This window comes from Salegentibacter mishustinae, from assembly GCF_002900095.1.
Classification (GTDB): domain Bacteria; phylum Bacteroidota; class Bacteroidia; order Flavobacteriales; family Flavobacteriaceae; genus Salegentibacter; species Salegentibacter mishustinae.
Window position 1 is genome coordinate 2416281 of record NZ_LLKN01000002.1, and the last position, 13050, is coordinate 2429330.

The 13050-nt window shown below is 32.7% G+C and carries 10 protein-coding genes; all 10 read right to left on the reverse strand.

All coding sequences use genetic code 11. The features are described 5' to 3' along the window. Positions 1-16: 16 nt before the first annotated feature. A complete protein-coding gene (locus APB85_RS13635; RefSeq protein ID WP_057481978.1) occupies positions 17-913 on the reverse strand; it encodes a polysaccharide deacetylase family protein in 897 nt (298 codons plus the stop codon). 32 nt (positions 914-945) lie between these two features. Next, positions 946-2019: a glycosyltransferase gene (locus tag APB85_RS13640; RefSeq protein ID WP_057481979.1), complete on the reverse strand. Its 1074-nt coding sequence runs from the start codon at positions 2017-2019 to the stop codon at positions 946-948. Positions 2020-2071: 52 nt separating this feature from the next. Continuing rightward, positions 2072-3034, reverse strand: a complete 963-nt coding sequence (locus tag APB85_RS13645) for a beta-1,6-N-acetylglucosaminyltransferase (RefSeq protein WP_160319250.1) — start codon at positions 3032-3034, stop codon at positions 2072-2074. A gap of 294 nt (positions 3035-3328) precedes the next feature. Further along, complete coding sequence (locus APB85_RS13650; protein WP_057481981.1) at positions 3329-4378, reverse strand: glycosyltransferase family 2 protein; 1050 nt, start codon at positions 4376-4378, stop codon at positions 3329-3331. Continuing rightward, positions 4375-5622, reverse strand: a complete 1248-nt coding sequence (locus APB85_RS13655) for a hypothetical protein (RefSeq protein ID WP_057481982.1) — start codon at positions 5620-5622, stop codon at positions 4375-4377. The genes APB85_RS13650 and APB85_RS13655 overlap by 4 nt, the downstream gene beginning before the upstream one ends. Beyond that, complete coding sequence (locus APB85_RS13660) at positions 5619-6995, reverse strand: oligosaccharide flippase family protein (RefSeq protein WP_160319251.1); 1377 nt, start codon at positions 6993-6995, stop codon at positions 5619-5621. The genes APB85_RS13655 and APB85_RS13660 overlap by 4 nt, the downstream gene beginning before the upstream one ends. Positions 6996-7109: 114 nt before the next feature. After that, a complete protein-coding gene (locus tag APB85_RS13665; protein ID WP_057481984.1) occupies positions 7110-9422 on the reverse strand; it encodes a GumC family protein in 2313 nt (770 codons plus the stop codon). Positions 9423-9437: 15 nt separating this feature from the next. Next, the gene (locus APB85_RS13670; protein WP_057481985.1) at positions 9438-10262 is read right to left on the reverse strand and encodes a polysaccharide biosynthesis/export family protein; all 825 of its coding nucleotides are present in this window, start codon (positions 10260-10262) and stop codon (positions 9438-9440) included. A 40-nt stretch (positions 10263-10302) separates the two neighbouring features. Continuing rightward, the gene (locus APB85_RS13675; RefSeq protein ID WP_057481986.1) at positions 10303-11649 is read right to left on the reverse strand and encodes an exopolysaccharide biosynthesis polyprenyl glycosylphosphotransferase; all 1347 of its coding nucleotides are present in this window, start codon (positions 11647-11649) and stop codon (positions 10303-10305) included. A gap of 648 nt (positions 11650-12297) precedes the next feature. After that, the gene (locus APB85_RS13680; RefSeq protein WP_057481987.1) at positions 12298-12984 is read right to left on the reverse strand and encodes an MCP four helix bundle domain-containing protein; all 687 of its coding nucleotides are present in this window, start codon (positions 12982-12984) and stop codon (positions 12298-12300) included. Positions 12985-13050: the final 66 nt, after the last annotated feature.

A 13050-nucleotide genomic window follows, 5' to 3' on the forward strand; every position in this document is an offset into this window, starting at 1 on the left:
AATGCTTTATTTTTTATTAAGATCCTTTAAAAAATTGTTGCCATATTCCTGTCATCCTGCAAATTGCCTCCTGCTTCGATACATCTTCATAAATACAGAATCGAGGTAACTGATATATTTTTTTAAGACTTTCTCTAGTTAAGTAATTGGGTTCTGTGGTATAAGCTGAAAAAAAATCTAATTGTTTTAAATATTCGATTTCTCTTTTTGAATAATCACCATTTGGATAAGCGAAAGAATGTACCTTAATATTTAGCCAGGATTCAATTTGATCCTTTGATTCCTTTATTTCTAAGTAAGCTTCTTCGTCTTCACAATTAGTCAAAATCGGGTGGTACACCGTATGTGCACCTATATTAATATGTGCTGAGTTTGCTGCTTTTTTAAGTTGCTTGAGAGTCAATGCCTGTCTTTCTAAAGTAACCTGGGTTTTGATTTTCGTCAATATCTTTTCGCGCTCTTTGTTTGGCAAGCTTTTTAATTCTGCAATAGAGGGAAAACCCATTCTCAATTCCTGAGCTTTCGCTACATATGGCCACCAATAATTCCCCTGTTCGATGGCATGGGTTGCAATAAAGATGGTAACCGGAACCTTATGTTTCTCTGCTATTGCAATAACATTCTTTTCATTGCTTAGCCAACCATCATCTACCGTTAAGATAACTCCCCCTTGTGGAAAAGGAATACTATTGTTAGCTATTGCTAGAATATCTTCTTCTGAAAGGAAATGAAAACCATGCTTCTTTAGCCATTTAATACAAAATTCAAATAGTACTCCTTCTGGAGAATGAAAGTATATAGATAGTATAAAATCCCCGCGCAATGCTTTCTTTTTTACTCGTCTGGTAAGCCCAAGGAGTATAAATAAAAAAGAAATGATCTTGGCATTGATATTTCTGATTTTATTCTTCACTGCATCTTAAAATAATATATGCGAAAAGCACATTAGTCAATTGAAGTATTTATTAAAGGAATAAAATGAGACTCAACTACCGATTTCCAGGTGTGTTTATTATATGCATTTCGTATTCGACTGCTATCAAATGCCGACTTTTGCTCTTCAAGACGGTTAAGGCCCTCACAAAATGAATCAGGATTATCTTCAGTTATAACCCCGGACCAGGGCTCAATTATTTTCTCATTTTCGCTTGTTCTAGTAGCAATTACAGGTAATCCCGAAATCAAATATTCAAAAAGTTTAGTTGGAGTTTGATGATCATAATAAGAGAACATAGGAACATAACATACCCCAACATTGGCACTTTTAAAATAAGGACTCAATTTGTTTTGGGGTAAATAGCCCAATACCTTTATATTTTCAGATAAATTATTTGTTTTTACATAATCCTGAATTTCTTCCAATTCATTGTTGGGGCCATCACCAATAATCCTAAAAATAGTTCGCTTTCCTTCTATTTGTTGTTTCTGAAGATATTTGTGAAATCCTTTCACGCAATCAATCATATTCCTGTTATCTAAAGTCCCTACATATAATAACTCCAGTTCTTCAAAAGATTTGATTTCAGTATTGAAACATTCGCCTCCCAGAGGAAGCATCTTATAATTTTTTCTTCCCAAACGTGCGGCTAAGCCTTCACTTATAACGGCAACATTTAAAAAAAATGAAACTTCAAATTTTAATATTGCATCATATATAAAACGTTTCGATGCATTAGACATAACCCCAAAGGTATCTATGTACATTAGAAAATTGGATCGTGGGTTTAAAAGTTTGATCAAAGAGATCCCTCTCACGTATGTTGAAAATATTAGGTCGTAACCAAGTGAAATTTCCTCGTGAAATGCTTTTAGCAAACTCACGTTTCTTTTTAAAAGATTAGCCTCTCTGCTAACGTATTTAACTTTAACGGCTGGTAACTCTATTTTGGGTAAATTATAATCCCAACCTAAGTAGGTAATATCGAAGATTGAAGTTGAATATTGGCAATATTTAAGTAAAGTGGTAGAATATCCAAATTGATCTGAAGCCATTATAAGTACCTTCTTTTTATTTCTCACAGTAAGTTCAGCTTTTTTAAATATTACAGGTTTCTAAAGCCTTAAATTATGATCAATAGGATTGAAAGTTGATTTTCCTATCAAGTTCATCTAGAATAAAGCTTCCTAATCTGGTGTCAAATTTCCTGGCAAATAGGTAATGGTCATTCAAAGTCAATAATTCTTGCAAATCTTCTTTAGTGTGGAATAGAACAGGACCACTATCATCGTCTCTTTTCCTTTCCCAGTTGGTGTAAGTAGTACTTTCTGCAATTTCACGAGGTTGCTTTATTAGATTGACAATACTTTGAAATAAAATCTCATCGGCTACATGAGTATACTCATGATAGTCTAAAAATTCAGGATGTTCATTTATGTATTTCAGTAATTCACCTACCGTTTCAATAGGAAGGGCCCAAAAAGCTGAGCCTCCAACCGGCTCAATGTAAGATGGGTGCAATCTCCTGGATTTAAAGAAGGTTTGTATAACTTTAGCTAAACCCAGCTGTTTAATTAAATAAAAAGATTTTTTAAAATTCCTGAAAGTAAAACACCGCTTATCAGCTAATGGAAAAATTCCGGTAAAAACGCGTTGGTTATTAGGAAAATGAAAATTGTAACGCTCTAATCTAGTTCTCCATTCCGGCCAAATATCAGCCATTTTGTATATAGAAATAAAATTTTTGCCATAATGATTTTTTAAATAATTATAGATATAATTATTATCCTTAAGCGGATAATCCTGGCCGGATAGAGATAGACAATAAGCATTTGTTTTTACTTTTTCATAAGCTTTTTTTAATAAAGTGATTAGAACCTTACATCCGTTAATATCGCTCCAGGGAGTAAACAGTCGGTCTTCATTTTGGAGAAAATAAACATTGCTTAAACCAGACAAACCTTTAGAGAAAGCCGAAATATCGACTGCTTTATCTATATGAATAAAAAAATTGACATTCCTGGAATCCAGTCGCATTACTAATCGGTACAACTGTTCAGGATTCTTATGGGCAAGTATTAAATAATTGATAACCAAGTCAGGTAATTTTATTATTTATATATATTTATTTAGAGTGCATGGCACTACTTTCTGTAATATTTGAAACCCTTATTTTTTTGGTGATTGGCGCAATAAATGATTGTTCAATTATTTATGCCTATCTCGTCTTCTCTTTTTTAATAGACTGGAAACAAAAAGAAGTAAGCTAGTATGAATCATCTATTCACTAGAAAATTCTACATTGAAATTAAATTCTGAGTAAAAAAGTAGGTGAATACATTTGTATCTATAGGTTTAATACTCTGCTTCCATCGAACATTTTAAGATTTTTTAAGTCAGCTTAAATTCAAACTTATCGTATTTCAAAGCACATCTAACTGCCAACTTAGAATAGTCTTTAGGATTTATTATCCATTTATTTTTTAAAGATTTTCGAACAAAAAACCACAAAGTTTTTAAACCAAAAGAAGAGGCTTTTTTAGAGAGAAAAAAGAATTGTTCTGTAATAATATGATTGAATACTTTCCTGTTGTATTCTCTTTTTAAATCATTTTTAAGCTTTAAACTCTCTAACCAATAATAGCAAGCTTCATATTCAGAAAATTTAGAAAGAATCTTACTTGAACAAATGTCGTGATGAAGGCGCAGTTGCTCTTCAGTTGCTATAATATCTAAGCTGGCTAATGCTTTTTTATAAACTGTTTTTAAAATATTAAAAGTCTGCTCTTCCTGGTCTTCAAAAGTTTTCATAATACTCGTTTCAGAATCTCTATACCGGTATAAAATCTCCTGTATATTAGAAAATTTCAAATGCCTCGAGCAATTAAATATAAAATCGTAATCCTCACTTATTTTAAGGCTTTCATTATATCTCAATCCATACTTTCTTATTTCGGCTAATCTCAACATCGCGGTAGCATTTGGAATACTGGCCGGTTTAAATAAAAGCGCTGCTCTAATCTTTTCTGGATTGCTATAAGCTTTTGTTACATAATGAGTTTTAGAGTCTTTGAACCTCGAAAGCCAGGTCCCACATCCTCCAAAATCCGGATTATGTTGCAGAAAATATATTTGCTTTTCAAACCTTGTAGGTTCATTGAGATCGTCGCTGTCTGTCCAGGCAATAAATTCACCACGGGCTTCTTGCAAAGCTAGATTGCGGCAATGAGCTATCCCTTTATTCTTTTCAAGATCAATCAGCCTAATTCGTGGGTCTGTATAAGAAGAAATTATTTCTAAGGTATGGTCTAATGACCCATCATTAATTATTAATAATTCAAAATCTTCAAATGTTTGATTAAGAACACTATTAATAGCTTCCCCAATATGCTTCTCTGCATTATATGTAGGCATGGCTACTGTTAAAATAGGATTGCTCATTCGGAAACAAGTATTTCTCTGTCTAATTCTTTCTCAGACTCTTGCAGTTGGAGGTTATTCTCCTCTTGCTCTAAATAGACAGCTTGGTACATATAAAGCACATACACTGTAATAATTAAATAATGATAGTGGTAAGTGGTATACCAGGTTAAACTGGTTAGTAGCATAAACCACAAATAATATTTTAAATATTGAAATTGCTCTGGAAGCGGAATTATAAAACTTTTTATAAAAATAAGGAAGTAGGCCAAAATTGCCAGCACGCCAAACATCACATAAACTGCTATTATCCCCACATCAGATAAGAAGTATTCCTGGCTTACTCCTAAACTATCTACATAAAGACCAAAATTAGAAACTCCAAAATATGGCGCTCCGTTTCCTAGAAGTTGAGTCACCAAATTGGGCGAGAAGTCGCTTAAAAAATACTCTCCAGCCAGAACACGAATATAGTTGGTGCCTAACCTGGCATCACTCCGTGTAGAATCAATTAGTCCCTCAATAATTGGATGATCAACATTCTGTAGGAATATTATAAGTGCAAGAAAAGAACCGAAGATTAGTACTTTTTTGGAGAGACTTATAGACCTTATAGCGTGATATAGATAGATTAAGAGTATTCCAGCTATAAATTGTCTGGTTACCTGCATTACAGGGATTACAATCCCAGCTATAGTTAAGAGAAGCCAAAACCACCTATTTTTTTCCTGGGATGTTAATTTATTAATTGCGATAAAACTGGTTAAAACAAAAACTCCTCCTCCCGGAAATATAATTCTCATAATTCCACGAGATACGAGAAATTCCTCTCCCCATAAAGGCTTTCCAAAAAATACCGTTGGACTATTTATGAACTCAAAAGCATATAAGAAAATATATAGTACTCCATAAATTACAATTATTTTTTCCAGAAGATCTACTGGAAACCTACTATGCAGTAGATAAAAAAAGAACAAGAAAATTAAATAAGGTGCTATTGCTATTAGGCTATCTAATAAACTTTGATCCCAGTATAATCCTGCCATAATTATAGAAATAAACATAGACACCAATAATAGTTGTACGGGAAAGACAAAACCTTTATTGGGTGGAAGTACATAGGGTACAGATATTATTACAGTAATAATTAGTGTTAAGAACAACAAATAATTAAGAATACTGTCGTTTAAAAAACGTGCATCAAAAAATTTAAATGATATTATTACCAGCAGGAAAACAAAGGCTATTTCAAGTTGTCTTCTCATTTAACAAATAAAGGCTTATAAAGTTTAAAAGAATAAGGGAGTAAAAGGCCTAAAACAGCCAGGCATATTATTAGTTTATAAATTAGCGAAATATCTGCAGTTAGGTAAAAGGAAATTATAAATAGACTTATTGCGAGCAACCAAATATGAAGGTCGTATTTGATCTTTATATTCAGGGATTTTTTAAAAGTAAGCCATACATAAATCAAACATGCTCCATAAGAAATCACATAGCCGTAAGAAATACCAAGGGCTCCATATTTACTGCTATAAAAAAGTACAGGTGTACAAATTAGAAAGTAAACAATACTAAATCTTAAAATAAGTTTTTCGCGATTTGCCGCACCTAACACTACTCCCACCAAACTATCTACCGATGTGAAGAACAAATACCACACCTGCATCTGGCAAACCTTTATAGCTGGTGTATAATCATCTGGAAATAATAAAATGACTATCTCTTTAGAAAAAAGAGTAAATATAAAACAGATGAGCATAGACGCCATCATATACACTCCAAAGCCAATGGATAAATAACGATAAAATTTCTCCCTATTTTTGCTCCACATTGCCGATAAATTTGGAAATATGGCACTTAAAGACATTCCTACTACCAGGGAAATTGGACCTAATAATCTTTCTGAGAGATTAAAGTATCCTATTTGAATATTATTGGAGTTTATGTCTAAAAAATTGTTTGCAAGACTGGTTAAAGGCAATAAAATAAGGATCATTGCAAAATAAGGCCAACTTTCTTTAATAATTTGTTTAGAAGAAACCCTAAAGCTCTGAATCTTTCCTTTAAATAATTTATAATACTTAATGAAAGCTAAATAAAGTATTCCCTTTATTAGTGTAATTGAAATATAAAGTAAAAAAATGTAGGTAATACTTATGCCTTTCTCTAGCACAAAGAACACAATCACAAACCATATTACACTGTAAGTAAGATTAATAACCGCCGAGGGCAGCATTTTTTGATTACCGTGAAATATGAGTTCAAATAAATTCGCAAAGCAGCTAAAAAGCGAGAAAATAAAAATTAAAAAAAGATTGTTGAAAGATAAGCTTCCGAAGTAATGATTGTAAACATAGTAGATAAGAGAGAGGGCTATAATGGCTAGCACCCTTAAAATTGCCCCATTCCACAATAAATCATTAGTATGCGATGGGTCTCGGGCAATTGTTCTTATAACAATATTTCTATTTCCTAAATCTCCAATTCTTAACAAGAGCATACCTTGAGCTATTAGGAATGTAAAAAGGCCATAATCATCAGGATTTAAAATACTGGTGATTTTAAGAACCGTAACCAGACTTATTAGTTGAGCTATGATAGTGCCTATGGTTAGATAGGAAAAATTTTTAAACACTATATTACCCAGGATTTTTTTTATCATTTGATAAAACCAAAAATCAACCTTCTAGCTATTATTCTTTAAAGGTTTCTTTAATTAGAAATATTCATTATATACTATTGTTTTAAATCATTGTTTAGCATATGAAGCCATTCTATGTTTTAGATCATAGCCATAGCCGTAATCGGTCTTTATCATCCCACGGTTTTTTAACCCATTAAAAACAATAGAAACATTTTTAAGCGATTGTAAACCCGCAGATTCATCAAGTCTTTTAAGTGACTCCTTAGAAGTATGACCGTGTCTTATAATTAATAAAGTTTTCTCACTAAACTCGGCAATGAGATTTACCTCGGCTAAAATATTTACCGGAGCTGCATCAATTACAACATACTCAAAATCATCAGATAGAGAATCCATTAGGAACTCTAATTTTCCATTCAATAAAATCTCAGTATAATCATCTCCTTTAGCTCCTGTAGCTATTACAAATAAATTTGAATTCACTCCAGAGGGATGTATAATTTCATCGTAAGTTACTTCTCCCTTTAGTAAGCCAATAATTCCATTAGAGCCAGAAAGATTAAATAAATCTGAGGTTTTATGTTTTCTGAAATCCATGTCTACCAGAACCACCTTCTTCCCGGTTTGGGCCAAACTAAAAGCAAGATTAGAACTCACAAAGCTCTTTCCTTCACCTGAAATTCCTGAGGTTACTAATATTCTTTTATTCTCAATATCGCGCCTATATAATCCAAGCCTGGCGCCTAATTGCCTAAACTGTTCAATTAACACAAAGTCCTGTGGTTTAGTAAACCTCCTATTCTTTGAGTTTTTTGAGTGAAACACCTCAGCTATTACAGGGATACTGGTATACTCCTCAATATCTGATCTATATAAAACCTTCCCGCTTAGAATCTCCTTTCCTTTTACGTAGCCAGTACCAACACCCACAGCAAGTAAAATAGCAATTAGGTATGTAAAAAGTGGCTTAGGACTTACCGGATCAATTGAGGCCTCAGCTTTATCGATCATCGCACTATTTTCATTTGTAGGAACATTTGCCAGGGCTGCTTCTTCTCTCTTTTGAAGAAGATATGAGAACAAATTATTCTTAATTGTCTTTCGCCTATTTATTTCCAGGAGTGTTCGTTCCTTTCCAGGGATATTACGCAGAGTCGAATTGAACCTCCTATTATTAGAATTTAAATTAGCTAACCTTGACTGTAAATTCTGCTTCTGGCTTTTTACATTCTCTAATATACTTGGTCTAATTTTAGAAATTTGATTAGAAATAGAAGTTAGAACCGGATTGTTCTCTGCCGTGGTTCTCTTCAATCTTTCATACTCTACCTCAAGATTATATAGCTTCTCTATAAGCTGTGATAAAATTGGATCGCTAATACCAAGAGTTGAAGGAACCATACCTCCTGCGCTACCTTTAGATATTACATAATTTTCCACGTTGTTTAATACCGCTAGCTGAAGTTCAAGTTCTGAAATTTGTTTGTCATTTTCCCCTACATCTTGTAGGTATAATCTCCCCTGTTCACTTAAATCAACAACGCCCTGATTAGACTTATATTCCTGAATGTTATATTCAAGTTCATCTAATTCCGCTTCCACATTTTCAATCCTCTCATCAATAAAGGTCATCGTACTTGCAGCAAGCTCATTTTGATCTTTAATTATCTTTCGATTATATTCCAGAATTAATCGGTTTAAAATGTTTTCAGCTCTTTCAGGCACCGCATCCCTAATAGTTAAATTAACTACAGATGAAAGCTTATTAGAAGTACTTATATCTAATTCGTCAATCAATTCAGAAGAAATCATTTTAGGGTTCAATAAATAAAAGAACAATGGATTACTTGCTTTTTTATTTACATGATCATTTTTTACAAACATGATTGTTTGTCCCGCTGAAAACTCAAACCACTCATTTAGTGAATATTCCTTACCTGAAAAAATAACCTTTTCATCGTTAGCATTATATTTAAAAAAATGCTTTTCTGGTTCGTCCTCAGAGAGACTAATTTTATTGGGATCTTCAACTATCACCTTAATTGGACTTGAAGTATAAGCTGAAATAGTTTTTATCCCGGCATCTTCATAAATGGGAGCATAAAGATTTAAGTCCCTAACTACTGCCTTCATTAAATCTCTGGACTTTAGAACTTCAATTTCATTTTCTACAATTTTCTTTGAATCAAAAGGATTTATACTTTCCATTATCTTAGAATCATCTACTCCTTTTTCCTCATCTTTTATCATAATTGAAGCTGAAGCCTCATAAATAGGGGTAGCATATTTTAAATATCCCCAGGCCGCTAAAATACAAACCACAACAAGTACTAAGAATAGAGGCCAAAAAGGAAAAAATGTTTTTATGATATACCTGAAAAGATTATCCTCTTTTCCGGTTTTAGAATTATACTTCATGTCTTTACTATTTAATTACAGGAACCTGTCAAAGGCGATGACAGCTAGAGAAAGAGAACTAATAATAATAGGCAACCATTGATTGACCCTGCTTGTAGAAGCTACTTTAGATTTATTAGCTTCAACATAGATAATATCATTAGACTTAAGGTTATAATATGGAGAGGTAAATATTTCGTCTGAAGTTAGATCAAGCCTAACCAGCTTTTTTACATTATCTTCTTCCCTAATTAATAGAATGTTATCGCGTTTGGCGTATACCGTAAGATCACCGGCTAAGCCCAAAGCCTCCAATAATGTTACCTTCTCGCTGGGAATTGTTAATACCGAAGGATCTTTTACTTCTCCCAATACTGAAACCCTGTAGTTTAGATATCTAATATCTACTATTGGTTCTAATAAAAGCTTGCGGTCTACTAATTCTTTAGTAATTTCTTCCCTTAATTCTTGTTTGGTTTTCCCGGCTGCCTTTAAGGTCCCTAAGAATGGAAATCGAATGAAGCCCTCATGGTCTACCAAATATCCCGAAGCTTGAGTAGTAGTTCCGGTAGCTGTTGAAGTTTGAGTTAAAGAAACATTAGAAGCGTTAAAAACTTCGGTAGCTTCTGGGTTTGGACTGCTAACAGAAATACTTAGCAAATCATTTTCCTTAATTACCGATTCCATGTTTTCAAATCTCGACTTAAATTCAGAATCGGAAATATCATTAAAATAAGTTGCTTTCTTTACATTAACGCAAGCGCTTAAAGAGATCACTGAGATAAAGATCAGTATTTTTAATCGAAAATTTTTAAAGCTTCCCCTTGAAGGAAGGAATAAAGGTTTTTTAAAATTTTTCATAGGAGGTGACTAATTTTATTATTAAAATGATTAGCAAAAATCAATAAGCTTTTTCTTCGCCATAAAAGCAGTTATAAATTGTTTGGTAAATAATTTTTAGATCTAGTAAGGCTGTCCATTTTTCCAGGTAAAAAATATCCATGCGTGTTCTGTTTATAATGTCTGATTTTCTAATTATTTCGCCGCGATAACCTCTTACCTGAGCCAGCCCGGTTATTCCCGGTTTAGCGAAATGCCTTACCAGATATTTATCTACATTATTTTCATATTCCATTGTATGAAGCTCCATGTGCGGTCTGGGTCCTACCACGCTCATATCGCCAAGAAAAACGTTTATAAACTGTGGTAACTCATCTATACTGGTCTTTCTAAGAAATTTACCAATTGTGGTTACTCTTAAATCATTACGGGTGCACATTCTACTATTCGCTTCTGGATTAACTGCCATAGATCTAAACTTGTAACACCAGAAGATCTTTTTGTCCTTCCCGTGTCTTAACTGCCTAAATATCACCGGCCCCTTAGATTCAAAAAGATTTAAAACAAAAATTAGCGGTATTAACCAGGATAATATCAACAGAATAACCAATGAGGAGAAACCAATATCAAAAATACGTTTGCTATACTTTGCATAGTTTTTATCAAGAGGAGATTTTCTTAGATTAAGAATGGGTAGATTTTCAAAGATTTCAAATTCCATTGAACTGGAATAAATATCCTTATTATCAGGAATCAACTTTAATTTAGTTAGATGATTATCTGAAAAAGCCCTAATTCTTAGAAGCTCCGATTTAGTAAACTGACTAACTGAACAATAAATTTCATCTACCTCCTGATCGGTAATAAAACGGAAACAATCTTCAAAATCACCGAGATATTTCCCTGTTATATGCTTTGCCTTCTTGCTTTGAAAATAACCAAGATATCTATAACCATAATCTGGGTCATTAAAAATACGTTCCAGGCGAATTAAGTTTCTATCATTACCTAAAATCACTACTTTCAAAGAATTACCACCTCCCTGGCGATAAAATTTTCTAAATTCGAAAAATGCCCATCTATAGAAAAGTAGAAGTACTAAGAGTGTGGATAAAACTAAAATTTGTCTTTGAGGATCAAAGTCAATTTTCACAAAGGCTAAGACGCTAAAATATGAAAGTACAAAAACGAAAAAGTGCCTTAGGAATTTATGAAATTTGTGCCTAAACTTCTCTTTCCTATCAATGCTGTAAAAATTAAGTCCAATCCCAATTAACAACCAGGATATATTAATACTTATAGCTACAGTTTCTGTATATGTCTCTGGTGTGAGCACATACAAGCTCAGATTGATAATCACTAAATGAATGACTACGGATAACGGAATAATAAAATAGGACCCCTTCACAATTCAAATTTTAGATTAATAATTTAAATTACCTGGGTTAGAATCTTTCGTGAAAAATAAAACCAGGAAAAAAATTGTAGGTCTTAAATATTGATTTGGGCGGGGGATGAAACTTGCTTTAATAATTATAAAACGTCATGACTTCGTCACTGTGAGTCCCATATTCTTTTACGGAAATTCACATATTTAAACGGGTTACTTAAAGAGTCAAACAAAAATAGAAGTGGGGTCTTCTGTATTTTTAAAATCAAAAATTTTAAGATAAGGGTATACTAACCTTACCATTTTCCTGGGGTAGTTACTATTAGGGCATTCAAAAATTAAATGGTGAATGGGGGGCGAAATAGAAGGTGGGGCGTCTAATCCTGTAGTAAATCTACATATAAATTATACGTATAAAACATTTTTTCGATATAATACCAAAAATTTTGTTAATCCGCTGTGATATCAACACTCGAAAAAGAATAAAATAAACAATATCATATTTAAAATTGGAGGAAATCTTCTATTTGATAGATAAAAATCAATTTTTGTGCAAAAAAAAGAAAGTCCTTTAATGAAAAAAGACTAAGGTTGCAATACTCAAAAAAAACAATTAGTTCTTCAAATTAAAGAATTTTCTTACAAATACTTCTATAAGAGCGTCGGTTAGTTCAGCTCAAATTTTTGTTCAGACCGTCGAAGTAATTGCTCTAAACCAAGCAGTCGTAAGACAAAAATACCTATAAGAATGGTAAGGGCAATTTTAAAATAATACAGTAGTGAAGTCAATCCAGAGCTTGATTTATAATGAGCCATGAGCTGCTCTCCAACTTCGGGCTGAATACTTGCTATATTATGTAAATCGAGATTTAGAGTTCTAAAATAGTGGTTTGCATTTTTATCGATAAGGTAACTAGCGGTGTTAAAATCTTCTTCTTGCAAATTCTTGAGGATTGTAGTTTCCAACAACAGATATTCCTTATAATGCTTATTAAATTCTTTAAAATATAATTCCTCCCTATCTACTAAATAGGTTTTCCCGTAATCTTTTAAAACTTCATCAATTTGGCCGTTATAAGCCTTAATTTCTTTTAAATTTAATTCAGCAATTAACTGTCCGTCATCTTTTATATTCTCGAAAAGCATTCTCTTTTTGTGTAATAATTCTGCAAGCTCATACATTTGGGAAGCTGGCAGCAATCGATCCTGATAAAGCGAAGAAAAGTCCTGGTCTATGCTTTTTAAGCTCCTTTTTTCAATGAATTCTGTAATTAACAATAAAACGAAAAAAGCAGTTAATATAAAAATAAGACGTTTGCGTTTTTCAGGCTTTAGGGAATAGAGCTCTTTCATTTCAATAGAATTTAACCGTGCAAATATACCCTTCAATTTAATGATTTCAAGCCGTTTATTTTAGAA

What these genes read in the sequence shown, in the direction of transcription:
- APB85_RS13650 (WP_057481981.1), bottom strand. Translation starts at nt 4,378, where the DNA reads ATGAGCAATCCTATTTTAACAGTAGCCATGCCTACATATAATGCAGAG.
- APB85_RS13655 (WP_057481982.1), bottom strand. Translation starts at nt 5,622, where the DNA reads ATGAGAAGACAACTTGAAATAGCCTTTGTTTTCCTGCTGGTAATAATA.
- APB85_RS13665 (WP_057481984.1), bottom strand. Translation starts at nt 9,422, where the DNA reads ATGAAGTATAATTCTAAAACCGGAAAAGAGGATAATCTTTTCAGGTAT.
- APB85_RS13670 (WP_057481985.1), bottom strand. Translation starts at nt 10,262, where the DNA reads ATGAAAAATTTTAAAAAACCTTTATTCCTTCCTTCAAGGGGAAGCTTT.
- APB85_RS13680 (WP_057481987.1), bottom strand. Translation starts at nt 12,984, where the DNA reads ATGAAAGAGCTCTATTCCCTAAAGCCTGAAAAACGCAAACGTCTTATT.